This is a genomic window from Pseudoalteromonas sp. QJM3NY_22 (assembly GCF_056173065.1).
Genome location: NZ_CM149655.1, coordinates 3300116 through 3325200 on the forward strand (window position 1 = coordinate 3300116; position 25085 = coordinate 3325200).

General features: G+C 38.3%; 25 protein-coding genes and 5 pseudogenes. 16 read left to right on the forward strand and 14 right to left on the reverse strand.

Annotation, left to right across the window (positions count from 1 at the left end; genetic code table 11):
- Positions 1 to 5: 5 nt before the first annotated feature.
- From flgG to AC0VZ4_RS15190, 8 genes are all read right to left on the reverse strand, one after another.
- Complete coding sequence (gene flgG, locus AC0VZ4_RS15155; RefSeq protein WP_475440063.1) at positions 6 to 794, reverse strand: flagellar basal-body rod protein FlgG; 789 nt, start codon at positions 792 to 794, stop codon at positions 6 to 8.
- Positions 795 to 815: 21 nt separating this feature from the next.
- Positions 816 to 1559 (reverse strand): flagellar basal body rod protein FlgF, encoded by a 744-nt coding sequence (locus AC0VZ4_RS15160; protein WP_475440064.1) that lies wholly within the window; start codon positions 1557 to 1559, stop codon positions 816 to 818.
- 158 nt (positions 1560 to 1717) lie between these two features.
- Complete coding sequence (gene flgE, locus AC0VZ4_RS15165) at positions 1718 to 3043, reverse strand: flagellar hook protein FlgE (RefSeq protein WP_475440065.1); 1326 nt, start codon at positions 3041 to 3043, stop codon at positions 1718 to 1720.
- Positions 3044 to 3090: 47 nt separating this feature from the next.
- Positions 3091 to 3771 (reverse strand): flagellar hook assembly protein FlgD, encoded by a 681-nt coding sequence (locus AC0VZ4_RS15170; RefSeq protein ID WP_475440066.1) that lies wholly within the window; start codon positions 3769 to 3771, stop codon positions 3091 to 3093.
- 13 nt (positions 3772 to 3784) lie between these two features.
- Entirely contained in the window at positions 3785 to 4216 is a 432-nt protein-coding gene (gene flgC, locus AC0VZ4_RS15175; protein ID WP_007378709.1) for a flagellar basal body rod protein FlgC, read from the reverse strand.
- A 5-nt stretch (positions 4217 to 4221) separates the two neighbouring features.
- Complete coding sequence (gene flgB / locus AC0VZ4_RS15180; protein WP_475440067.1) at positions 4222 to 4629, reverse strand: flagellar basal body rod protein FlgB; 408 nt, start codon at positions 4627 to 4629, stop codon at positions 4222 to 4224.
- A 142-nt stretch (positions 4630 to 4771) separates the two neighbouring features.
- Positions 4772 to 5605, reverse strand: a complete 834-nt coding sequence (locus AC0VZ4_RS15185) for a CheR family methyltransferase (protein ID WP_475440068.1) — start codon at positions 5603 to 5605, stop codon at positions 4772 to 4774.
- Between the two features lie 20 nt (positions 5606 to 5625).
- Entirely contained in the window at positions 5626 to 6558 is a 933-nt protein-coding gene (locus AC0VZ4_RS15190) for a chemotaxis protein (protein WP_007378712.1), read from the reverse strand.
- A 141-nt stretch (positions 6559 to 6699) separates the two neighbouring features.
- Between AC0VZ4_RS15190 and flgA the strand changes: the two genes are divergently transcribed.
- From flgA to flgN, 3 genes are all read left to right on the forward strand, one after another.
- Positions 6700 to 7407: a flagellar basal body P-ring formation chaperone FlgA gene (gene flgA, locus AC0VZ4_RS15195; protein WP_475440069.1), complete on the forward strand. Its 708-nt coding sequence runs from the start codon at positions 6700 to 6702 to the stop codon at positions 7405 to 7407.
- A gap of 76 nt (positions 7408 to 7483) precedes the next feature.
- Positions 7484 to 7804 carry a flagellar biosynthesis anti-sigma factor FlgM gene (flgM, locus tag AC0VZ4_RS15200; protein ID WP_475440070.1) on the forward strand — a complete coding sequence of 107 codons (321 nt, stop codon included), beginning with the start codon at positions 7484 to 7486 and terminating at the stop codon, positions 7802 to 7804.
- Positions 7797 to 8228 carry a flagellar export chaperone FlgN gene (gene flgN / locus AC0VZ4_RS15205; protein WP_475440071.1) on the forward strand — a complete coding sequence of 144 codons (432 nt, stop codon included), beginning with the start codon at positions 7797 to 7799 and terminating at the stop codon, positions 8226 to 8228. Before flgM ends, flgN begins: the two co-directional genes overlap by 8 nt.
- 45 nt (positions 8229 to 8273) lie before the next feature.
- On the opposite strand, the gene AC0VZ4_RS15210 is transcribed toward flgN, so the two are convergent.
- Positions 8274 to 8732 (reverse strand): LPP20 family lipoprotein, encoded by a 459-nt coding sequence (locus AC0VZ4_RS15210; protein ID WP_033032085.1) that lies wholly within the window; start codon positions 8730 to 8732, stop codon positions 8274 to 8276.
- A gap of 130 nt (positions 8733 to 8862) precedes the next feature.
- Between AC0VZ4_RS15210 and AC0VZ4_RS15215 the strand changes: the two genes are divergently transcribed.
- Positions 8863 to 10056: a flagellar assembly protein FlgT gene (locus AC0VZ4_RS15215; RefSeq protein WP_475440072.1), complete on the forward strand. Its 1194-nt coding sequence runs from the start codon at positions 8863 to 8865 to the stop codon at positions 10054 to 10056.
- Here AC0VZ4_RS15215 and AC0VZ4_RS15220 read toward each other — a convergent pair.
- Positions 10053 to 10955: a LysR substrate-binding domain-containing protein gene (locus tag AC0VZ4_RS15220; RefSeq protein ID WP_475440073.1), complete on the reverse strand. Its 903-nt coding sequence runs from the start codon at positions 10953 to 10955 to the stop codon at positions 10053 to 10055. The two genes, AC0VZ4_RS15215 and AC0VZ4_RS15220, sit on opposite strands and share 4 nt — an antisense overlap.
- 112 nt (positions 10956 to 11067) lie before the next feature.
- Here AC0VZ4_RS15220 and AC0VZ4_RS15225 point away from each other — a divergent pair, with 112 nt between their 5' ends.
- From AC0VZ4_RS15225 to AC0VZ4_RS15260, 8 genes and pseudogenes are all read left to right on the forward strand, one after another.
- Positions 11068 to 11796, forward strand: a complete 729-nt coding sequence (locus tag AC0VZ4_RS15225; protein ID WP_007378719.1) for a glutathione peroxidase — start codon at positions 11068 to 11070, stop codon at positions 11794 to 11796.
- A 54-nt stretch (positions 11797 to 11850) separates the two neighbouring features.
- A complete protein-coding gene (locus tag AC0VZ4_RS15230) occupies positions 11851 to 13299 on the forward strand; it encodes a dihydrolipoyl dehydrogenase (RefSeq protein WP_475440074.1) in 1449 nt (482 codons plus the stop codon).
- Positions 13300 to 13446: 147 nt separating this feature from the next.
- Positions 13447 to 14379 carry an exopolyphosphatase gene (locus tag AC0VZ4_RS15235; protein ID WP_475440075.1) on the forward strand — a complete coding sequence of 311 codons (933 nt, stop codon included), beginning with the start codon at positions 13447 to 13449 and terminating at the stop codon, positions 14377 to 14379.
- A gap of 399 nt (positions 14380 to 14778) precedes the next feature.
- Positions 14779 to 15321 (forward strand): annotated as a pseudogene (locus AC0VZ4_RS15240) (ISAs1 family transposase); the annotation flags it as partial.
- Positions 15322 to 15408: 87 nt separating this feature from the next.
- Positions 15409 to 16293: an IS982 family transposase gene (locus AC0VZ4_RS15245; RefSeq protein WP_475441595.1), complete on the forward strand. Its 885-nt coding sequence runs from the start codon at positions 15409 to 15411 to the stop codon at positions 16291 to 16293.
- Positions 16294 to 16302: 9 nt separating this feature from the next.
- Positions 16303 to 16641, forward strand: a pseudogene (locus tag AC0VZ4_RS15250) (ISAs1 family transposase); the annotation flags it as partial.
- 62 nt (positions 16642 to 16703) lie between these two features.
- A protein-coding gene (locus AC0VZ4_RS15255; protein ID WP_420713787.1) for an IS3 family transposase occupies positions 16704 to 17872 on the forward strand; the annotation gives its coding sequence in 2 pieces (ribosomal slippage) (positions 16704 to 16950 and positions 16950 to 17872; 1170 coding nt in all).
- 30 nt (positions 17873 to 17902) lie between these two features.
- Positions 17903 to 18136, forward strand: a pseudogene (locus AC0VZ4_RS15260) (transposase); the annotation flags it as partial.
- Between the two features lie 192 nt (positions 18137 to 18328).
- On the opposite strand, the gene AC0VZ4_RS15265 reads toward AC0VZ4_RS15260, so the two are convergent.
- Positions 18329 to 19303, reverse strand: coding sequence for a transposase (locus AC0VZ4_RS15265; RefSeq protein ID WP_475440076.1), 975 nt, complete (start codon positions 19301 to 19303; stop codon positions 18329 to 18331).
- 153 nt (positions 19304 to 19456) lie between these two features.
- Here AC0VZ4_RS15265 and AC0VZ4_RS15270 point away from each other — a divergent pair, with 153 nt between their 5' ends.
- The 3 genes from AC0VZ4_RS15270 to AC0VZ4_RS15280 all read left to right on the forward strand — a co-directional run bounded on the left by AC0VZ4_RS15270 (position 19457) and on the right by AC0VZ4_RS15280 (position 22318).
- On the forward strand, positions 19457 to 20491 hold the full coding sequence (locus AC0VZ4_RS15270; protein ID WP_033031807.1) for an IS110 family RNA-guided transposase: 1035 nt from the start codon (positions 19457 to 19459) through the stop codon (positions 20489 to 20491).
- Positions 20492 to 21012: 521 nt separating this feature from the next.
- Positions 21013 to 21522, forward strand: a complete 510-nt coding sequence (locus tag AC0VZ4_RS15275) for a hypothetical protein (protein WP_475440077.1) — start codon at positions 21013 to 21015, stop codon at positions 21520 to 21522.
- A 121-nt stretch (positions 21523 to 21643) separates the two neighbouring features.
- Complete coding sequence (locus AC0VZ4_RS15280; protein ID WP_475440078.1) at positions 21644 to 22318, forward strand: hypothetical protein; 675 nt, start codon at positions 21644 to 21646, stop codon at positions 22316 to 22318.
- A 142-nt stretch (positions 22319 to 22460) separates the two neighbouring features.
- Here AC0VZ4_RS15280 and AC0VZ4_RS15285 read toward each other — a convergent pair whose 3' ends face one another.
- Positions 22461 to 22976 carry a hypothetical protein gene (locus AC0VZ4_RS15285; RefSeq protein WP_475440079.1) on the reverse strand — a complete coding sequence of 172 codons (516 nt, stop codon included), beginning with the start codon at positions 22974 to 22976 and terminating at the stop codon, positions 22461 to 22463.
- A 255-nt stretch (positions 22977 to 23231) separates the two neighbouring features.
- Positions 23232 to 23879 (reverse strand): annotated as a pseudogene (gene istB / locus AC0VZ4_RS15290) (IS21-like element helper ATPase IstB); the annotation flags it as partial.
- A gap of 56 nt (positions 23880 to 23935) precedes the next feature.
- On the opposite strand from istB, the gene AC0VZ4_RS15295 reads away from it, so the two are divergent.
- Complete coding sequence (locus AC0VZ4_RS15295) at positions 23936 to 24961, forward strand: IS630 family transposase (RefSeq protein ID WP_475440080.1); 1026 nt, start codon at positions 23936 to 23938, stop codon at positions 24959 to 24961.
- Between the two features lie 13 nt (positions 24962 to 24974).
- Here the strand turns inward: AC0VZ4_RS15295 and AC0VZ4_RS15300 are convergent.
- Positions 24975 to 25085: pseudogene (locus AC0VZ4_RS15300) on the reverse strand (ATP-binding protein); the annotation flags it as partial.

Here is a 25085-nt window from a genome sequence, read left to right on the forward strand (position 1 = left end):
AAACCTTATAGTTGCTGATTGATATAACTCATCATTTCGTTGACGGCTGAAATTACTTTTGAATTCATTTCATAAACTCGCTGAGTTTCGATAAGATTTACTAATTCTTCTGTCACGTTCACATTTGATGTTTCAAGTGACCCTTGAACAATACTACCAAGCCCTTCTATACCAGGATTACCTTGTACTGGTGCACCACTTACTGCAGTTTCGGTGTAAAGGTTTTGCCCAATCGGCTCAAGGCCTGATGGATTAATAAAATCACTAATCGTTAACTGACCAATAACCACATTCTCAGCCTGTCCTTTTATTTTCACAGATACTTCACCATCTTGTGATATGGTAATTGAACTCGCATCATCAGGTACGTTCATCTGTGGTTGAACAACGTAACCTGAACCTGATGTTACGACTCGTCCGTCACCATCAGTAGTAAACTGACCATTACGTGAGTAAGCAATATTTCCATCAGGTTGTAAAACTTCAAAAAAACCAGGACCATCGATCATCCAGTCAAGTGAGTTTTCAGTCGTTAGCATATTGCCTTGCGAAAAGTTTTTTTGATTCGCCACAACTTTTGTACCTGCACCTAACATTAAACCAGACGGCATTTCAGTATCTTGGGATGAACGGCCACCAGGTTGATTAATATTTTGATAAAGTAAATCTTCAAAAATAGCACGGCTTTTTTTATAACCTACCGTACTGGCATTTGCTAAATTATTAGAAATAACGGCTATATCTCTTTGCTGAGCATCAAGCCCTGTCTTACTGATCCACAATGCAGGATTCATAATAGTGTCCTCATTTTAAAGTTAAACTATTCGCATCAGCTGATCTTGAGTTTTATCAATATCTTCAGCTGTTTTCATTAGTTTTACTTGCAATTCAAATTGGCGCTGATGGCTTATCATATCGACCATTTCATGAACTGGGTTCACATTCGACATTTCTAAGGTTCCACTCAATACTTTTACATTAGCGGAAGTATCAACAACTTGATTTGGTTTGGGTCTAAATAAGCCATCATTGCCTTTTTCAAGTTGTGAGTTATTTGCTTCAACTACTTTTAAACGATCAACTTCTTCTAAAAAATTCGCTGGTGCGCCTTGCGGACGAACCTGAATAGCACCATCTTGGCTAAATCCAATTTTTTCAATCGGTACAGGCAGTATAATTGGACCACCTTCGCCAATAACTTGGCGGCCATGACTTGTTACCAGCATACCTTCTGCCGTAATATTGAGCGTACCTACTTTAGTGTAAGCTTCATTACCTGATGCATCTTGCACACTCAGCCATGCGTTATCGCTCATTGTGATATCTAAATCTCTGCCTGTTTCAACTATACCACCCGACATCATGTTAGAACCCGGACGTTCTTGCATCGAAAATACACGAGTTGGTAACCCTTCGCCAAATGCTTGCATAGAACGGGCTTGTGCAAAATCTGACTTAAAGCCTATTGTATTTGCATTCGCCAAATTATTGGCTTTTAGAGCAAGTCCTTGTAAACTTTGTTTTGCGCCTGAAGCTGCAATGTAGACCATTTTGTCCATAGCATCGACTCTCGTTCAAATTACATATACGAATAATGCAAGATTAACGCCAAAATGTGATTCATATTTTCTATTTTTAGGTATAAGTAGAAAATAAAAAGGCTACCGCTATGAGGTAGCCTAACTGTAGAATTATTTGTCTCACTTCATAACTATAATTATCGAATCTGTAAAATGTTTTGTTGGAGTGATGAACTTATCTCAAGTGCACGTGAATTTGCTTGGAAGTTACGTTGTGCGCTAATTAAGTCAACAAGCTCATTTGTCAAATTTACATTTGATTGTTCTAATGATGATGAACTAATAGTACCAAGAGTTCCTGTACCTGGTTCCCCTGCTATTGGCTCTCCTGATGTTAAGCTTTTCTTCCAGCCTGTATTACCTACCTGCTGCAAACCTTGGGAATTAGGAAAGCGTACCATTGCCACTTGACCTAGGAATGATTGATCGCCATTACTGTATGATGCTACAACTTTACCATCATTCCCAATCTCTATCCCTGATAAACGACCAACAGTTGCACCATCCTGCTGAAGCGCTTTTACTTCAAAGCGGCTTGCGTACTGTGTAGGTACTTTATTTGATGTGTTAGCCTCATCTCGCCAATTAATTGCTACATTAGATGAAAATTGAGCTCCATTACTGAGTAAACCAGAAAGGTTGCCACCATCTAGTACTGCATCTTCAAATGTATTTGTTGTATTTGCAGTGCCGTTTGTTGTAGAGGGGAAGCCACTTGCGTCAAAACCAAACGTACTTAATGGGCTTGGCGTAGCAGTCGCATTACCAGAGGCATCGAACGGAACTTGATCTAATGTCCCATGTACTTGCCATTCATTCTCAGCTGATTTAACAAAGAAAAGCTGCATTACATGAGGTTCACCTAACGAGTCATAAACGGTTGTGGAGGTAGATGAACTATACGTTGCTTTATCAGTGGCATCAAAGGGAGCAGTCACAACATCTTCTCGAGAATCGACATTAAATGAAGTATAAACATTTGATGTTGCACGAGGTGAACCCGATGAATCTGGAATCTGTAATGGTGTCGATGTACTTAAACTCACAGAAGTCGTATCACCAGTTGCAGCATCTACAGGGAAACTTTGTAAATAATTACCTTGAGCATCAACAACAAAGTTATCTTTATTTAACTTAAATGCACCAGCACGGGTATAAGTAACATCCTGTGAACCTAGTTCTTGCGTTGTTGCAAAATAACCTTCTCCTTTGATCGCTAAATCTAACGAATTTTCAGTAAATTTTAATGATCCTTGGTGGAACTGCTGCGCAACCATCGTTGTTTGTGCACCATTACCTGTTTGAGTTTTACCAGAACTAAATACTGAGTTTGCATACACATCTGCAAACTCAGCACGAGACTCTTTAAAGCCTGTCGTATTTACATTAGCAATATTATTTGAAGTTACATCTAAATCTTTTTGAGCGGCTGCAAGGCCAGTTAATGAAATATTAAAGCTCATAATTCACCTACTATCTTTTCTTTAGTTAATTTAAAAAAGGGGGAAAACTAAGTAATCTCTGCTACGTCACTTAGCTTAACTGGACCTTCACTAGTATTAATAACAATACCATTCGAGCCATTAATATTAACGCTTTCAATGTTCTTAAATGTTGCAACAGGTAACGCTTCCCAGTCACCATCAACGCTTCCTTCGGCCTTAACGTTATATTCGCCAGGAGGAAGAGGTGTACCATTTTCATCTTTACCATCCCATTCAAAACGAACAGCACCAGCTTTCTGTGAGCCTAAATCAATTTGACGGACTGTTTGCCCAGAAGAATCTGTAATGGTTATACTCACATTATCAATTGGCTTTTCTGAAAATGCAGAACCTTTTGCTATACCTGTATCACTCAAATCGATCGTATCTGACTCTAACAATGCTTGCTTTCCAACTAAAGATGTTGCCTGTAACGCAGAATTTGATGTCATTGTCGCGGCCAATGATCCAAAATTGTCATTTAAATCAGTAATCCCTTGTGACATTGAAAACTGTGTCATTTGTGAAATCATCTGGTCATTATCCGTTGGTTTAGTTGGATCTTGATTAGATAATTCTTTGGTCAATAATGTGAAAAAATCATCCTGAGTTAACTGACCATTATCTTCACTAGTTTCAACTTGCTTCTCTTGCCAGCGAACAGATTCTATATAAGAAGATGAAGATGGACTAATATCGTTACTCATAACCTACCCTCGGTTAGCGCTGACCTAACAGCAGTGTTTTACTTAACATTTGCTTAGCTGCATCTGCAACTTGCACGTTTGTTTCATAAGAGCGAGAGGCAGAAATCATATTAGCCATCTCCTCAACAACATTAACGTTGGGTTTATAAATATAGCCATTTTCATCCGCACTCGGGTGATTTGGATTATACTCAATCTGTAATGGAGCACTGCTTTCAACAATGCCTAAAACTTTAACGCCAACGGCGGAGCCCTGTTGATTACTTGCCGATGCTGAAGCTTTGGTAAGTTCAGCAGCAAATACAGGTTGTCGCGCTCGGTATGTTTTGTCTTGAGAAGAACTAATCGTATTCGCATTAGAAATATTACTTGCGGTGGTATTTAAGCGTACATTTTGTGCGCTCATACCTGAACCTGCAATATCAAATACATTATATAAACTCATAATTTTTATCCTTGACTACCGAGTGCTTTATTCAGACCTTTAAATCTGCTGCTTAAAAATTGCAAGCTGGCCTGATACTCCATAGCATTCTGTGTATACAAGTTTCGTTCCACTTGTATATCAACCGAGTTACCATCACCCGTATCCGCTTGATTTGGTAAGCGAAATAATTCTGAATCACCCATACTACGAGTACCACCACTGATGTGTTTATCGTTAGTTCGTACCATTGTATTGCCGCTTTGCTGGTGTGATCTTGCCGCTTTTAATGCAGAGGCAAAATCAATATCTTTTGCTTTGTAGCCCGGCGTATCAGCATTCGCAATATTAGTTGCAATTACTTCTGCTCGTTGTGAACGGATCAACATAGCCTGCGGATGCACACCTAATGCCTTATCAAAACTGATAGCCATAACCATCTCCAAAAAATTGACTTACCTTGAATAAAGCAAAAAATACGCCATTAATACTAGAGTGGTGATTATTTATATAAGGCTATGTATTAAAAAGAAAAATGACGCTAGGCGCGTCATTTATATAGGGAAGGAGTTACTATTACAGCTTTTTTTGATAAATAATGCCAGGGTTGCATCGTACCATGTCAAATTCACTGCTTAAGCCTGTCATTGACTCTGATGCACCCAAAAATAAGTAACCTTTAGGATTCAGCGCTTGAGCAAATTGACTAATAATTTTAGCTTTTACTTCTGGGGCAAAATATATAAGTACATTTCGACAAAATATAATATCGAACTTGCCCATAAGTGCATAAGAATCAAGTAAATTTAAATGCCTAAAGCTAACTTGCTTTTTTATCGAATCATTTAATTGAGCCATACCATTACCGCTATCTTTAAAAAACTTTTTACGGCGCTCCACAGAAAGACCTCTTGCTAAAGCCAATGCATCGTATTCACCATTTTTACACATATCAAGCATCGTATTAGAGATATCGGTGCCAATAATTTGCGCCCCCATCCGTAACACATTAGGCTGCTTTGTTTGAAATTCAGCAACAGACATTGAAATAGAGTATGGTTCTTGACCAGAAGAACTCGCTGCAGACCAAATTTTTAGTGGTCTTCTTAGCTCCTTAAATTCCGGGAAAAGCTTATTTTGAAGCAATTCAAACGGGTATTGATCTCTAAACCACAACGTTTCATTCGTAGTCATTGCGTCTACAACCGCAGCACGAAGCTGTCGCTCATGAGGACCCAGCGTTTTGCTAACCAGCTCTGATAAAGATTCTACATTAAATCGAGTCATTAACGGCGCAAGTCGGCTTTTCACCAAATATTGTTTATTTTCACCTAAAACGATCCCGCATTGCTGCTCCAAAAACGAACGAAACTGATCGTATTCACTTTGCTGCAAATCTTTATTATTCAAATTAGTAACACCTATTTGTATTAATCACAATGAACCCATTTTTTCACAGCAGTTGCTAGTTCATCTGGGTTAAATTTTGCAATAAAGTCATCAGCTCCTACTTTTTCAATCATCGCCTGATTAAAAACACCACTCAATGAAGTATGTAAAATAACATGTAAAGGGGCAAGTTTAGGATCTGCTTTAATTTCTGCCGTTAACGTATAGCCATCCATTTCAGGCATTTCAACATCAGATATAAGTAAAGCGACGCGTTCGGTAATATTGTCTTTACAATCTAGTTCAGCTATTTCTTTTAACCTTATTAAAGCTTCTTTACCATTTTTAGCTAACTCAGTTTGAACACCAAGTGGCTCTAGCGCACGTTTAACTTGGTTACGCGCAACAGCTGAATCATCAGCAATAAACACAATTCGCTCACCCAAGTCTTTTTGAATATCGCCGCTAGCTGCTACATCAGCACTTACTTCTGTGTTTACAGGGCAAATTTCGTTAAGAATCTTTTCTACGTCTAATATTTCGACCAGTTCATTTTCGATTTCGGTTACAGCGGTTAAATATGAATATCGGCCAGCACCTGATGGAGGCGGCATTATTTTTTCCCAATTCATATTAACAATACGCTCTACCCCACCCACTAAAAAACCTTGCACTGAGCGGTTATATTCAGCAATGATAATAAAACTGTCTGTTATGTTTTCTATTGGTCGCCCACCCACGGCCATAGAAAGATCTATCACCGAAATAGTCTGGCCACGAATATGTGCAACACCACGAATATAGGCGTTTGACTTTGGCATACTTGTTAGTGGAGGGCATTGTAATACTTCCCTCACCTTAAATACGTTTATACCAAAACGCTGCCGACCCCTGAGCTTAAATAATAGTAATTCTAGGCGGTTCTGCCCAACCAACTGGGTGCGCTGGTTTACTGAGTCTAAAATGCCTGCCATTCAAATCTCCTAAAGAAAACAAATAATACGGAATGATAATTGCTTTCTATTTATAAAGCTTACATAACATCACGGGAGCGTCTTCTTTTTGACGCAAAATATTTATACCCTGTTTGAAACCATAAGCATAGTCGAAACATTATGAGTTTGTTAAAAAAAGTCAGAAGATACAGTGTTTTTTATTTTGTTGCTAGCCTCAGCTTCGCTTTACCCCTGCACGCAAAAGTCTTTAATAAAGATTTATTACAAGAAATCGCAATAAGTTATGTCGCCGATCAGATTGGTTCTACAGAAAATACTAAAATACAATTAAGTGCTTTACCACTTGATAGTCGTATTCCTGATCGAACCTGTCAAAATGCGCTCGAGTTACTAATCCCAAATGAGCCGCCATTTAATCGACAAGTTACATTACAAATAAAATGTAACGATACTCAGAATTGGTCTCAGTACGTGCATGTAAGAATAGTTGAAATGGCACCTGTTGTGATCGCTAACGCAAATTTAGTGCGAGGTGAAGTAATAACAAGTTCTCACTTAAGTATTGAAATGAAACCAACACATTTTGTCAGAATGCAGTATTTAGATAACCCAAAAATACTTATTGGAAGTAGGAGCAAACGCAATATAAGAAGCGGGATGCCTATATTACTTAACCAAATATGTATGGTGTGCAAAGGTGATTCTGTAAACATTTTAGCCAACCTTAGAGGGTTGAAAATAAAGACAACAGGAGTTGCATTGGAGGACGGAACAATTGGAGAACAAATACGCGTTAAAAATAAAAAAACAGGTAAAGTTTTAAATGCGCGAGTAGATGGTGTAGAGTCAGTGCAGGTAAACATTTAATTCAAAATTATGCTAAAGTATTCTACGTAGATGCCGATATGTTGGTATAAGTTGGGTAATATACAGGTTTATTATTATGGTCAGTCAAATTAATTCAGGTAATCAACAAACTGCTGCTTTAGCTAATACTAAGCAACAAAAAGTTGATTTACAAAGAGATAATGCTAATACGCAAGCAACTCAGTCGGCTTCACCTAAGGCGGCCAGTGACTCAGTAAGTCTAACGCCGCAAGCGAAGCAATTAAAAACGTTGCAAGAAAAAGCGCAGCAATCATCTGGTTTCGACAGTGATAAAGTTTCAGAACTCAAAAAAGCAATTACTGAAGGTAAGTACCAAATTGACAATGAAAAGTTAGCTAAAAACTTAGCTAGTTTCGAGTTTGACGTATATGGCTGATCATAATAGTTTAATTATCGTCAAGCTGAACGAGCAAGGAAAATGCTTAGATTCATTAGCCACCTTATTAAATGATGAGTTGACCGTGATTGCGTCTCGACGTGGCGAAGGTTTGAAAGAAATTGCTCAACAAAAAATGCCTTTTTTAACTAAGTTAAATTCTCTTGATAAACAATTAAATAAACTCATTGCTAATAACGACGAACAGTCAGATGAAGTTCCTGATTTAATTTCAGTTGTACGTAGCAAGCTTGAAAAATGTAAAAAACAAAATGATGTAAATGCACATGCTGCACACCAAGCACAATTGAGCGTTAAACAATTGAAAGAGATTTTAATTGGTGCTCCTTCTTCAATGACATACGATCAAGCCGGTAGCGAAGTAAACACCAACAGCCAACTTGTACGTAACCTAAAAGCCTAAATTGATTGGGTATAATAAAAAGTCATCATCCCTAATTAAATAAATTTAGTAATACGTTACCTTCTTTACTTCTCGAGGCTTAACTTCACCTATATATAAATCGTGAACACGTTTCATATTTAATTCAAGTTCAGTTACATAAGTATCATCTACAGCATACGTTTTAATTACTTGCGCCCCTTTTATAATCCCCTGCACTTTACTTTGTAAATAGTCATCTTGCGCTATTGAGCCTGCAACACTAGTTCCGGCGGTAATTTTTTGCCCGTAAACTTGTTCTGTTAATTCTCGATAAGCCTCCAGCTTTGACGCTTTAATAGCCATTAGTTGCTTTTGCGAACGGTTAGCGCCCTTTTGCAAGCTGATAGGCGCATAGCCAATCGCTTTTATAATAGGGTAATTATTTGGCGCTACATATTTATATTCAACATGTTTATCAAACACGCTACTGCAACCACTTAGTGCTAAGCACCCCAGTGTGATAGATAATGATATTGCTCGCATTGTACATCGTCCTAATAAACTAATTAAGCAACTATATGCACGTTTAATGCCATTTATAGTATTAAAAACAACGTTGGTACAGTCCTTGCTCTAAACACACTACTAGCTAAAGTTTAATTGGAGTAAGTGTATGAAATCGTTTCTATCATCAGTATTTGTAGGATTAAGCGCAACTGCTTTATTAACGTTTTCACCTTTTACAAAAGCGCAGTGGTATGAATCGACTGGGCACGCACTTGTTCAAAATGGGGATATGAGCGCAGCCAAATCTGCTGCTGTAAAAGACGCAATAACCCAAGCTTTAGTATTTTCAGGCGCAAGAGTAAGCTCAGTGCAAACCTTGGTAGATGGCGTGTTAATGCAAGATCAACTTAAAATTAGCAGTCACGGTGAAATTCAAAAAATTGAGCTTATAAGCGAAAATAAATACGACGATAAATTTGCAATCACACTGCGCTTAGACATTTTCGCTCAAACAGAACAATGCCCGCAAAACACCTTTAATAAATTTTTAGCTGTAACCCAAAGCCAGCTTAATCATCGCGAGCAAGCAAAAACGGGTCAAATTTTTGACATAGATAAAGCGGTTAGCAAAAATATTTTTTCGGCGCTGCAAAAATCAAAAATGAGTGCAATACCTGTTGCCTATTACAAAAACGCTATCAAAGTTGATAAATATTTTACTCAACAACATGATTACTCCACTGCCCAGTTAGAAGAAATTGCAACTCGTAGTAACGCTCAATATGTTTTATTAAGCCAAATAACAAACCTATCGACCAGTAATAAACTCAATAGTGAATATGCGTTTTGGCAAGATGAAAGCTACCAGCGTAGCTACCAAATAGAATTAACATTGTTTGATGGCACAACGTACGAGCAACTTTGGCAAAATAGCTATCAAAGCCAAGCAATTTGGCCATTCGAAAAAACAGCCATAATTGATGTAAACAGTGATAGATTTTGGCAATCACCTTTTGGGCAAAGTATAAGTGAAATAAATCACTCTTTAAGTTACGACATACAAGCTGCAATGGCGTGTTTACCAACGCAAGGTAAAATAATGCACATTGAAAACAGCAAAATAGTCTTAAATTTAGGTAAAGCACACGGTTTACAAAAAGGCCAACTGCTCAGCATTGCACATCATAATTACTTAACGGATGCAGCGGGTAATATCATGCCGCATAAAGTAACCACACTTAACACCATTCGCGTTGAACAGCTTTATCAACAAAGTGCCATTGCGGTAAGTATTGACGACAAACCGCTACCAGGCGTGCAAATAAACGATGTAGTAGAAATAATCAGCCAAGATTTTTAATTAACCTTTTTAGTTAATTTAGCTTTTAAATTAGGGTGAGCAGACAACCACTCGCCCAATTGTTCTACACCAGATAAATGCGGATAATGCTTTCGACATGCAAATACCACATTACGCTGCTGATTAGGAAATATAGGCATGTAGTCAATACCCGCCCGCTCTGAGCAAGCAAGCTTTGGTACAAAGGTAACACCATCATTGATAGCCACCAGCGCTAATAATGTTTCTAAACTATTCCCCTGATACTGGCTAGAAACATCAACACCGGCAGAAAAACAAAACTGTTGGGCTTGATCTTTAAAGCAATGGCCATCACTTAACATTAAGAGGCTACATCCTTGAAGGTCGCTTAACGCCACTTTTTTGTGCTTAGATAATGTGTTGTTTTGAGAAACGGCCACTAAAAAGTCTTCTTTATATAAATTAACAGCATGAAAGTTTTTAAGTTCTGGTACATCAGCCAAAATAGCAAAATCGAGTTCACCGCTATTTAGCGCCTCTAAAATGGTCGCTGTTTGCATTTCGATAAATGAAAAATGGCTATTTACAAAAGCCTCTTTCATTGATGTAAGTAATGTTGGCAGCAAATAAGGCGCAATGATAGGAATTATACCAATGGTTAATTTACCTTGCAGCGGTTCATTTGATGTCGCGGCTAATTCTTTCAGTATTTGTGTTTGCTCTAAAATCAGCTCTATTTGCGTCAATAAACGAGCGCCTTTACTCGTAAGAGTAACTTGCTTGGTGGAACGATCAAATAAAACAACGCCCAGCTCTTGTTCAAGTTTTTTTACTTGCCCACTTAATGTAGGCTGGCTAACAAAACAGGCATCGGCAGCTTTACGAAAATGTTTATAGTGCGCGATTGCTTTTACATATTCGAAATCTTTTAAGTTCATATTCAGCTCCACCTGATAGTTTATAGCTATCAGTTTAATACAAACAAACGATTGGAACTATATTTAATTATTCACCATAATGGCTATCAACAAATCAAGAGGAACAAAAACTATGTTGAACAATATCGAAGGTCAAACAATCCCAAGTGTTACATTTGCAACTCGTGAAAATAACGAATGGAAATCAGTAACAACAGATGACATTTTTAAAGGTAAAACGGTTGTAGTGTTTTCACTACCAGGTGCATTTACACCAACATGTTCATCAACTCACTTACCGCGTTACAACGAATTAGCAGGCGTACTTAAGCAAAACGGCGTTGACGAAATTGTATGTTTATCAGTAAACGACACCTTTGTAATGAACGCATGGGCTGAACATCAAGAAGCGCAAAACATTACTTTATTACCAGATGGCAACGGCGAATTTACTGACGGCATGGGCATGTTAGTAGACAAAAATGACCTAGGCTTTGGTAAGCGCAGCTGGAGATACTCTATGCTGGTTAAAGATGGTGTAATTGACAAAATGTTCATCGAACCAGATTTACCAGGCGACCCGTTTGAAGTATCTGACGCAGACACAATGCTTGACTACATCAACCCTAAGCAAGCTAAACCAGAACCAGTAAGCATCTTTACTAAACCTGGCTGCCCTTTCTGTAAAAAAGCGAAAGAGCTACTTGCAGAAAAAGGTTTCGCCTATGAAGAGATTGTTATGGGTGCAGGCGCATCACTAACAAGCCTTAAAGCTGTATCTGGTCGTGATACTGTTCCACAAATATTTATTGGTGGTAAACACATTGGCGGCTCAGACGATTTAGAAAAATACTTTGCTTAATTAAGTAAAAATTAACAGGGGCCTATTGCCCCTGTTTAATAAAGGATATCTACTATGAAAGAATTGCAAACCGATGTTGTTGTTATAGGCGCAGGTACAGCTGGTTTAAGTGCTTATCGTAATGCTAAACAGTTCACACAAAATGTATTAATGATTGAATCAGGCGCATATGGCACAACATGCGCACGTGTTGGTTGTATGCCTAGTAAATTATTGATTGCAGCCGCCGAAGCCGCACACGCAATTGAAATGGCACCTGCATTTGGTGTGCATAGCTCAAAGCCAGTCATTGACGGCAAAGCAGTTATGGCACGCGTAAAAAGTGAACGAGATCGTTTTGCAGGATTCGTAGTAGAAGCCGTAGATGAATTACCAGATGGTGATAAAATTCGTGGTTACGCTAAATTTTTAGACACAAACCGCGTACAAATAGACGACCATACAATTATTACAGCAAAACGCTTTGTAATTGCCACCGGTTCACGCCCTTCATACCCTGGCGTATTTAATAACTTTGGCGACAAACTTATTATAAACGACGACGTATTTGATTGGGATGACCTACCAGAATCAGTCGCTGTATTTGGCCCTGGTGTAATAGGTCTTGAAATTGGTCAAGCACTTAGCCGACTAGGCGTAAATGTAAAACTATTTGGTGTAGGCGGCGCAATTGGCCCACTTACAGATCCAGTAGTAAAAGACTATGCAAACACTGTGTTCGCTCAAGAATTTTTTGTAGATACCGACTCAAACGTATCTGACATGATGCAAGTTGGCAACAAAGCACAGCTAACTTACACCGACAAACAAGGTGAAAAACATACCGAACAGTTTGACTACGTACTTGCAGCCACAGGCCGAGTACCTAACGTAGATAAACTAGGCCTTGAAAACACCGGTATTGAACTTGATGAACGCGGCGTACCGCACGCAGACACACACACAATGCAATGTGGTGAGTCGAACATATTTATAGCAGGCGATGCCAGCAACATGCTACCACTGCTACACGAAGCATCTGACCAAGGTGCTATTGCGGGTCAAAATGCAGGGCGCTTTCCAGATGTGCGTATAGGTCTGCGCAGAGCTAAAATTGCAGCTGTATTTAGCGACCCACAAATAGCAATGGTAGGCGAAAGCTACAAGCAAATTACTGACCGATTAGGCCCATGCGGTTGTTTTCAAGTAGGCGAAGTCAGCTTTGAAAACCAAGGCCGTAGCCGAGTAATGCTTAAAAACAAAGGTCATATGCGTGTATATGCAGAGCAAGGTACAGGCTTATTTTTAGGTGCAGAATTTATTGGCCCACAAGCCGAACACATCGCTCACTTATTAGCTTGGGCTGTACAAAACAAAATGACCGTACCACAAATGCTTGATATGCCATTTTACCACCCAGTAATTGAAGAAGGGTTACGTACCGCCCTTCGCGACTTAAATGCCAAACTTAAATTTGGCCCAGACATTGTAAACTCATGTATGGAATGTGGTCCTGGCGCATAAACTGCTCATTGCACATACACTTGCTAACATAGGCCAAAGTATTTACTTTGGCCTTTTTATTTTTATAAATTTTTTAAAACAGACCTCTCAAATAATATATTTACTGTTACACTCAATTGATAACTCAATTAAAATGATGGAATAGCTATGTCCAATAATAAATTTAGACTTGTTACACGCAGTGATTTTGATGGCCTAGTATGCGCCGTCCTTTTAAAAGACTTAGACCTAATTGACGACATTTTGTTTGTCCATCCAAAAGACATGCAAGATGGCAAAATAGACATTACCGAAAACGACATTACCACCAACCTTCCCTACGTTGCAGGTTGTCATATAGCGTTTGATCATCACCTTAGCGAAACCGTACGTAACTCAAACGACATTAAAAACCATATTATTGATCCGCAAGCCCCTTCGGCTGCACGTGTAGTTTATGACTATTATGGTGGCGCTGAAAAATTTCCGAATATCTCAGTTGAAATGATGGACGCCGTAGACAAAGGTGATGCTGCTCAGTTTTCAAAAGACGAAATATTAAACCCAACAGACTGGGTATTAATGAACTTCATTATGGATGCACGCACAGGGTTAGGCCGTTTCCGTGAGTTTAAAATTTCAAACTACCAATTAATGATGAAACTCATTGACGCCTGTAAAGACCAAAGCATTGAACAAATACTGCAAATAGAAGATGTAGCCGAACGTGTTGCTTTATATAACGAGCATAACGAAAAAGCAAAAGAGCAAATTACTCAATGCGCCACTGTCCATAAAAATTTAGTGGTACTTGATTTAACCCAAGAAGAAACTATTTACGCTACCAACCGCTTTGTTATTTACGCCATGTACCCCAACTGCAACATCTCAATCCATAAACTGTGGGGCCTTAAAAAGCAAAACGTAGTGTACGCAATTGGTAAATCAATCACCAACCGTACCTCAAACACCAATGTTGGCGAGCTATGCTTAAAATATAATGGTGGCGGGCACTTAAATGCAGGTACTTGCCAAGTAGAAACCAGTAAAGCAGAAGCCGTACTTAGTGAGTTAATCGATACAATTACAAGTGATGGTTAGACATTAAAATTTAGCGTTTTTTAAACTATTAATAGAGCGAGTAAATTGACGTTTACTCGCTTTTTTTGTGTATAAAAATACTAAAGCATGCTTACAAAGCTATTACGATGGAGAACTCATACTCGAAGTAAAAGGCTTGTAGTTCGCTAGTAAATCCGCTTTACAAGGTAGTAGCACCAAAGGATTAAACTGCCCGAATTCAGGTTCCAAGTGCACCAAACCTTTAACTTACCACTTGCCAGAATGGCAAAAAAGGACGATTAAACAGGACAGGACGATTAAACAGGACAGCCACTCTAATTGTACAAATAATATTGTGTCATTCAGGGCGGGATCACACTTTGTAAATAAACAAATTTTATGATCTAATACCATAAATTTCATCACCTTAAACTTATTATGTCACTCTTCTCACATTTAGAACTCGTCAAAGATAATCGTTCACATATAAATCAGCACCATAACTTAGTTGATGTGCTTTTTCTAATTATTACTGCCGTTACATCAGGGTGTGAAAACTGGCAAGACATTGAAGTCTATGGCGAAAGTAAGCTTAATTGGTTAAGAGGATTTCGTTCTTTCAAAAATGGCATACCCACTCGACATAGTATTGCTCGGATTTTTAGAACCGTTGATACTGACTCATTACTACTCGCGATGTATAGCTGGGTCAATCAAAACCGCGTTAAGTCAGCGCATCCTGTCATTGCCTTCGATGGCAAAACTATTCGCGGAGCAAGTAAACACATTGCTGATAAATTACACCTCGTCTCAGCATTTGATTGTGAGGCAGGTCTCACATTATTCCACCAAACAGTTGGCAGTAAGACGAATGAAATACCGGCAGTTCGGGATTTATTGAAAATACTCGATATCAATAACACCGTCATTACACTTGATGCTTTGCACTGCCAAAAAGAAACGCTAAAACAGCTAATTAACCTGAATCTCGTTTAAGAAATTGAACTAAATGCCTGTTCCGAGATCCGATCTTTCGACCAAAAACGATTGGATAAGCAAGGAACAGGCATGATTAAATTAGTTGAATTATTTTGCGATGTCGATGATTTTTGCAAAGTATTTATACCCCAATGGGAAAAACAATTACTCGAAGATGGCACCCAAAAACGTCAGCGTTCAGGACGTATGACGACCAGTGAAATTATGACTATTGTTATTAGTTTTCATATGTCACATCACCGAGATTTCAAAAATTACTACCTTGGCTATGTATCACTTATGTACAAAAGTGAATTTCCCAACTTGCTCAGCTACACACGATTTTTAGCCGTTATGCCAAGGGTAATTGTGCCGATGTGTGCCTATTTTACTTCACTTAAAGGTAAACCCACAGGCGTTGAATTCATTGACTCCACATGTATTAAAGTGTGCCATAATATTCGTATTCCAAGACACAAAACCTTTGATGGAATAGCCCAGCGTGGCAAAGGAACAATGGGATGGTTTTATGGCTTCAAGCTACATTTAATCGTTAATCACCATGGTGAAATTGTTGCTGCGAAAGTGACAACAGGAAATGTACATGATACTCAACCAGTGCGTGAGTTAGCGAGCTGCCTGACGGATAAATTATATGGTGACAAAGGGTATTTAAGTAAAGCTTTAGAAGCCGATTTACTCGATAAAGGGGTAAAGCTCATTACGACGGTTCGCAAAAATATGAAGGCAAAAGCGATGTCATTATGGGATAGAGCAATGCTTTCAAAACGCTTTATAATCGAAACAATTAATGACCAGCTCAAGAACATATCCTTCATTGAACATTCAAGACATCGGAGTATGAACGGCTTTATGTTGAATTTAGTCGCTGGATTGGTGGCTTATTGCTTGAAAGAAAAGAAGCCACACCTTAATTTAACTGACGTAGAGCTTAACGCATTAGTTATCGCTTAAGCAGAACTCAGGTTAATTAGCAGACATGCAGATTATCTAGTGCAAGCAAAGGGTAATCAAAAGAAACTTTATAGCGCGATTCAAGATGCATTTACACACCAGTATGAATCTGAAAACTCAGAGATACTTAGTCATGTAACACAAGATGAAGGGCATGGGCGAAAAGAAGTACGCACGATAGATTGTCTTGATGCGCGTTTATTACCGAGTGAAATTAAAGAGAGCTGGCCATCAGTTAGAACAATCGTTGCGGTGCAGCGAGAGCGAACGAAGGGTAATAGAACGAGTATTGACACACATTACTACCTAACATCGTTGACAGACAATATATTGATAAGTAAAGCAATGACGTGGTTTAATGGATTCGACTACCCCAGTTAAGAGATAATCAACTTAACTGGAGATCGATAATGACAAAACGTAAAAAGTATTCCAAAGAATTTAAACTTGATGCTATCGCATTAGTTGTTGAGCAAAACTACTCACAAGCAGAAGCCTCTAGAAATTTAGGGGTAAATCCCAACATGCTTGGTCGCTGGATAAAAGAAGCTGAAAATGATGATGGGCATGCTTTTAGAGGGAACGGTAATTTAACCCCTGAGCAAGAAGAGATCAGAGAGCTAAAAGCGCAAGTGAAACGCCTAGAAATGGAGCGTGAAATATTAAAAAAAGCGACGGTCTTCTTTGCCAAAGAAACGAAGTGAAATATTCGTTCATAACCCAATACAAGAAGACCTGGCCTGTGGCGACAATGTGCCGAATACTGGGTGTAAAAAGTAACAATTACTATAGTTATCAAAAGCGATTCTCAACTAAATCAGAGGATCCAACACATCAAGAAATGATTGATTGTGTCAAGGACATAGCGCACTTCAGTGATAATACTTACGGTGAAAGGCGTATTCAGAAAGTCTTAAATGCACTCGGTTTTCCGGTGAGTCGTTACAAAACAGCACAGCTAATGAAAGAGGCAAATGTCTGGGTGCGTTATAAAAAGAGATACAAAGTGACAACGAATAGTGAGCATAATAAGCCTATTTATCCCAATGTACTTGAGCAAAACTTCAACGTTGAAGCAGCTGATCAAGCCTGGGTACAAGATATCACTTATGTTTGGACTGCAGAAGGTTGGTTGTATCTGGCGGTAGTGATTGATTTATATTCGCGAAAAGTCGTTGGTTGGAGCATGGGCTCACGAATGAAAGCGCAGCTTGTCTGTGACGCACTGACTATGGCGATGTGGCAACGCCAGCCCAAAACAGGGTTAATTATCCATTCAGATCAAGGGGTTCAATATGCAAGCCACCAATATCGTAAATTGCTCAAGTCAAATGACTTCATTGGTAGCATGAGTAAGAAAGGCTGTTGCTGGGATAATGCTGTTGCAGAAAGCTTCTTCGGTAGTTTGAAGCAAGAGCGCGTGCATTGGAAAAACTACCCAACGCGTTATGAGGCTCAACAGGATGTAATGAATTACATCTGTATGTGGTACAACAGTCGTCGCTTACATTCGTACTTAAATTATCAAAGCCCAAATGACTTTGAAGAACGAATCGAAACATTAGATATGGTTTCTTAACTAGGGTGACTGAATTTAGTTGACCACGTCACAATAAGACAACATTGGCTGATAGAAAATCAGCAACACTGGATACTGGATGTCGTATTTAAAGAAGATGCCTGTCAAATACATGAGCCATTAAGTGCGCAACATATGGCACTATTTAGACGCGTCGTTAGGAACATGATAAAGCAGCATACGAAAAGCAAGGGGTCAATAAGAAGTAAGTGTGTAAGAGCTTGTTATGATGATGCTTTTAGAGAAGAACTTCTTTTTGGTTAACATTTTTAACAAAGTATGCTCGCGCCCTGTTGTGTCATTAAATTTACTTTTTTGACCAAGAATTCATTTCTTTTTATATTATTATTTTTCGGGGGGATTACCAAATAAGCCATTATCACTATTAAACTTAAATTACGCGCATGAAAATAGCTGCATCATTGCAGTTTTAATTTTTATTGAGTTGTTTAAACGTTATGCGAGTAGCTTTTCGCAGTTACTTATATTCGCTCGCCGTTTTCGGTTTAAGTTTTCACAGTAACTCACTTGTGAAGTGGGCCTCCCTACTGCACCGTGAAATACGCGTGTAAATTGTGTGGTGAGTTTTAACCAGTTTTCGGGGGAGATATTTACTCTTTCGAGTAAGGGTAAGCGTGTACTTTCAATATACCCGCGTTTATCTTCTCGCATACAGCGCCCTGTTAACTCAACAAGTTCAAGATACGATTTAAGCTCAAACGGGAGTCCTTTTGGCATTATTTGACGTGGCATGCCTGCAAAGCGGAGCAGTTTTTTTGGTTGCTTGCCTTCGTTTGCCCGTGTTAAGCGTTGTTTGATGCTGGTATGGTCTGATTCCTCTGATGTATTTGCCATTTTGGCTCTGATGGGATTTAAATCTACATACGCCATACAGGCGGCAAGTGCAGCTTCATCTAATAATGCTTGGGATCTAAATCGTCCCTCCCAAAAACGGCCAGTACAGTTATCTTCTTTATTTGCTCTGCGCGCAATGTCTTCATTTAATAACCTCATAAACCAGCTAATACTTGATAAGCGCTCTCGGTATTCCTTTACTGTTTGATTAAAAAAGATAAGTTCAGCTTTACTTAGCTTTTTACCTTGTACATATTTCTGCGTTAACAATGTGCCTTTACAGAGTTTATGCCAGCGAATAACAATCGCTTTATCATTCAGCCTGTTTGCTTTTTTATCATCAACATACAGTACTAAGTGAGTGTGATTACTCATCACTGCATAAGCACATACATCAATACAAAATACCTTAGCTAATTCAAGCAGCTTATCTTCAACCCAACCTCTACGATGCTCATAAGATTGACCGGTAAAATGGTCTTCGCCACATAAAAAAGCACGACGAACACAACGTGAAATACAGTGATAATATTTTGTATCAACCAAACTTACTTGGCGCTTTCTTGCGATTGCCATGTAACACCCTGCTTGTTTTTTACACTAAATAAAGCCTAGTACTTCGTTTTACAAAGTGCAAAAATTAGAATGGGTGATGAGATGGACGCTCCCCTAAACGGCGTCAATGCGCCAAACTGGTTAACTCACACTCAGTTAAAGGGAACGTCCATCATGAAAATTAGCACATTATCAATTGATTTGGCAAAAAATGTATTCCAAGTCGCTGGCTTTAATCATCATCACAAAAGAGAATGCAATAAACGCTTAAACAGACCTAAACTCAACGCCTTCATGGCAAATGCCCCACCGTGTCGCGTGGTGATGGAAGCCTGTTATTCTTCCCACTACTGGGGGAGAGTATTTACGTCTTACGGTCATACCGTTGACCTTATTCCTGCACAACACGTTACCCCCTTTGTTCGCGGCAATAAAAATGATAGTAACGATGCCCTTGCTATCTATGAAGCAAGCTTACGCCCTAATATTAAATTCGTTCCTATTAAAACCGAAGCTCAGCAAGAAATACTCATGCTCCATAAGATACGTGAGCGACTTCTGCAAAACAGGATTGCTGCAACCAACCAATTACGCGGTTTATTGGTCGATTTTGGGTATGTATTTCCTGTCGGTATTAAGGCGTTTCAGCAAGGGATAATTGCGTTAGAAAGTGATTCTGAGCTTCGCCCTCAGCTGCGCATTATGGTGAGTGATATTTACACTGAGTACAAAACCCTTGTTAAACGCATTAAAGCTATTGAAGCGATGCTTACTGCACACGTTGAACGGGATACAAACGCTAAAATACTTCACTCCATTCCTGGCGTGGGTGTACTCAATGCCTCTGCTTATGCAGCATCAATCGGGAACGGTCAGGCATTTAAGAGCGCAAAAGAACTCGGGGTGTGGCTAGGATTAACACCTAAACAATATGCGTCAGGCGATAAAAGTAAAATGTCTGGTATTACTAAGCGCGGCAACAGTTACCTACGAAAACAACTTATTCACGGTGCTCGCGCCCTTATCGCCAGAAGCCACCATAAAACAGATGCGCTAAGCCAGTGGATAAATCAATTACGCGAGAAAAAACACTTTAATTGTGTGGTGGTCGCCACCGCACACAGATTGGCTCGACTGATGTGGATATTGCTGACCAAGCAAACTCTCTACTCACCTCAGTTTGTGCAAAATACACAGAAGGATGCTTAATTATGCGTATTTTACACGCCAATCACACCCGAGTTTACGACTTAAGACAGCCTGGTTATGACATAGGTTTTAAAACCTGAGTGGGTGTTTGGGCACTTAAGTCGTAACATACACTTATCCTGTATGTACTTCACTTATAATGAAATAAAAAGCGCACGCTAACCAAGGTTAACCAGATAAAGACACGAGATTTAATCTCGCTTGGGTGAATATTTTTTAGGTCCCTTGGTACGAAGCTCATTAGGAGCATGGCGCATGATAACCATGACACCATAGCTCGAATATATGTCAGTACCTTTGCTTTTCAGCAAGCTTGTGACGCATCATTACTGTGATATGAGATACGTGATAATAGAATAAAGGCATCAATTTTGATGTTTATACATTAGCTCGTCTTGACTTCAAGGGAGCGTCCATATATGTCTTTGTTGTTTTTCTCTGCCGATTTAAAGTACGGTAATGTTATTGGGCTATGAACATTTATAGCACCCTAAAAATAACTCAATAAAGGAATTTAAGTTATGAAATTTTCACATTTACTCCCTACAACAATGTTTGTTGTTGCTGCAAGTTTTTCTTTCAATGCAATCAGTGCTGATACTTCAGTTACAGAGTCATCTTCAATTCAAATACAAGAGCCACATGATCAAATTGCTGCATTTAACTCTATTTTAGAGTTTGAAGAAGCAGCTAATGGTGCTCAAAAAGCCAGTGCATATCAACGTTGTAGCCCTACTATTTATACTCGATATACGAGTCTGAAACTGGAGCAAACACGTACTCTTGCAAGCTTTACTTATGATGGTGGCAACTGTCATAGATACGGTTTTGCTATTTTAAGAAACTATGACGGACATGATTTCAAAGTGACTTTAATTGATAGTAATGGGGATAGAGTTGCTGGTGGTTATGGTGTCGCTGTTTCAACTTCTATTTATAATGCAGGTACTTACTATTGGAAAGTTGAGAATAAAACAGAAACAGGATCTACTTATGGTGGAATCACATATGAAGTAAGATCTGGTGGCTAGTTAAACTATATATTAACGACTCAGTACATGAGTCGTTAATATAAATAATGATTTAAAATGAAAGTTTAAGTTTTATAAAGTTATGCCGATAAAATAAAACAGTATATAAAAAAGGATTTTTATGAAAATTAATAATAACTCATTACATATCCAACTTGGGAGTAAAGCCACTCTTTTTACAAAAATGGATAACAAAAATTTCAAAAATTTTTCTGAACAAAAAAATATCACCACGAGTAACTCAAAAGTAGACTTAATCACCACTAGTTTAGACTCGAAAAAAGAGCAAAATAATAATACCTTTGATTCATCATTAATTGAGGGGAGTGCTTATGAGAAAATATTCAACAAAGAAGAACTTGATTTTTCTAATATGACTATAAATGAACTTCATAACATTGTTAAAAATGTAAATAAAATGGAACGTGAATACACACAAAAATACGGCAGTGATGAGCCAGTTAGATTAGGTAAGTCAGGAAACCCCATAATATCTAGAAAAAAAGAAGATATGAATGATTTAGAGTATAAACTTAGGATCCTTTCTTATGGTGGGGGGGACGTAGATCCTGATAAAAAAATTGATGTTATGGAGTATTTTTCTAGCAGTTCAGAGAAATTAGATGGGCTTGCTAAACAATACCCAGAACGCCGAACTTATCAAGCAAGAGCCTCCTACATGAAAGAAATAATTAATACGTTTGATAAATTTATATCTGATGATACATTTGATATATATCAAGAAAAGGCTGCTTTATTGTTAACCGATAAAAAGAAAATTGATGTTTTTATTTGATAGCAATTTTATTAGCCTGTTGTTGTTTAATTAATTCGGCTTATACTAAATTATCATATGACCCTGTAATAAACTGAATATTGCCCATTTCGTCTGGTTATAATCACAATTAGAACAAGTACCTAAATTTTTTCTTTCATAACTATCTCCCTGATTTTGTTGTTATTTGTTTTGTATATTCTTTTTTAATCATGGCTGTTTGCTCGTCATAATCTATATACATAGTAGCGCTAAACTTGGCTTTCCAAAGGTTCGCATCACCTTGCGTAAATACAACAAAGGCATTTATTGCATAAGCGTTCATATTTCCAACTTTAAATATCTCTATAAACTTTCTTTTAACTAAAACTTTAATATGTTTTGCTATTGTTTTTCTTCCTAATTTAAACAACTTTTCTAAAGTTGCCATAGAAACGCAAATAGCATTGCTATTATCCATTTCACTGACGAAAAACTCTAATATTGAGTTAGCAACTGGCTCTTGTATCGCAAGTTGTACTTTGGCTTTATAATTCTGTTTGTTCCAAGAAAAAAATGGTGCGCTCTTCTGTTTTGCTTTTTTTTCGCCTGTTTCACTGTCAGTCTCTAAATCAACAGGGCAAACCTGATCATCTTCTCTTTTCGTAGTATATCTTTCTGCAACAGCTAAATTATTCATAACATTCTCCTTATAAATTGTTTGAATAGTATTATTGATCCATATAAATAATTTTTGTCAAACCAAGTTGTGTAAATAAATACCGAAGATGTGTAGTGAGTGATACATTAATGCATCATAGCAACTTAAAAAATAAGAATATAAAAATCAACAACCTAGCCTAATTAGGACGTACTGCGTATTCTCATGACTTTGATCACCGATTCTCATCAGCTTTGATCACCTGATTTATCATTTTGTAGAGCCATTTTTAAATTAGCTTAACTGATCATCATCAGTCAATTTATTTAACTGTTTTCGTATCGATTCTCCTTTTAAATTCAACTTAATCGAACCATGAATTAGCCTATCTAAAATGGCGTCAGCATGGGTTGATTCTCCAATCATCTCATGCCAGTTTTCCTGCGGGAGCTGACTTATAATTATGTGTGATTTATACCCATACCGCGCATCGATTAATTCGAGTAAGTCACCTCGTTGCTGTGCACTCAGTGGTTCAAGCCCCCAGTCGTCTAAGATCAGTAGATCATACTTTATTAACTTCGCCAGTAATTTCCGGTAACTACCATCTGCTTGTGCTAGAAACAGGCTTTCAAGTAGTTCTTTTAATCGAATATAGTAAACGCTTTTTCCTTGTAGGCAGTGCTCATGCCCTAAGGCACATGCGAGGTATGTTTTTCCACAGCCTGTTGCCCCGGTGATTAAGATATTTTGATGTAAGTTCAGCCAGCTATTTTGGCTTAAGTTACGTATCTGTGCTTTTTCTATATTACGTGCCGGTGAGTAAATCAGCTGATTTAACTGAGCCGGTAAGCGGAATTTAGCGTGTCGCACGAGCCGGTCGATTTTTCTTTGCTCACGCGTGTCAATTTCATGTGTTAGCAATAAACTGATGCGCTCTATACCCGTGATCAATGAAGGTGCTTGATTTTTACAGTAATGAGGATCATGATACCAGCATGAACAAAATTGAACTGACCGCCGAACAAAAAGTAGACCTTGAAGCCTTTCATGACACAAGTCGTGATGGCCGTATTCGAGATCGCATCAAAGCGGTATTACTACGCTCTGAAGGTTGGTCAACAGCGATGATTGCTCAAGCATTGCGACTTCATGAAACCACGATTACCAGACACATCGATGATTATATAAGTAAAAACAAGTTAGCACCTGAAAATGGGGGCTCACACCCTTATTTAAGTCAAGAGCAAACTGCGGATGTCATTGAACATATTACGCAAAATACTTATCGTTATTCTTACGAAATCATCGAGTACATATGGAAAACTCATGCAATCCGCTTTTCTATTTCAGGATTGAATAAATGGCTCCATCAGCACAATTTTAGCTACAAGTATCCTAAGGGCGTACCACATAAATTTGATGAAGAAAAACAAGCTGTTTTTATTAAAGAATATGAAGAGTTAAAAGTGCAAACGGCTGATGAAACAATCTATTTCATTGATGCGATGCACCCAACTCAAGCAACAAAAGTAAGTTGTGGTTGGATAAGAAAAGGACAGGATAAACCGCTAGCAACCACGGGGAGTCGAACACGATTAAATCTTATTGGTGCGATTGATTTAAATAACTTAACAGCGGCACACGTAAAGCGCTATGAGAAAGTAAATAGTGAGACAATTCAGACGTTTTTTACTGAGTTACGCGCGCGTAATGATGGTGACAAGCGCATTCATATCATTTTAGATGGTGCAGGATATCATCGAGCAATTGACGTTAAAAAGAAAGCAAAAGAGCTCAATATTAGACTTCATTACCTCCCTCCTTACAGCCCAAATTTGAACCCTATAGAGCGGCTATGGAAAGTAATGAATGAGTATGTCAGGAATAATAAATATTTTGCAACGGCAAAAGAATTTAGAGATAAAATTGATAAGTTTTTTAGTCAAACACTTCCTAATCTAGGTGATATTTTGGCGAGTCGAATTAACGACAATTTTCAGGTGTTAAATTCTGCATCTTGAAGTGTGATGGGTATATAAAGCTTTGCTCTTGGTATAAGTTAGGCTGCTCAAGCTGCTGCTTTAATGCGTGTTTTATACCGGATAACTTGAGTAGTTGAAGTTGTTGGTTAATGGTGTCTATCAT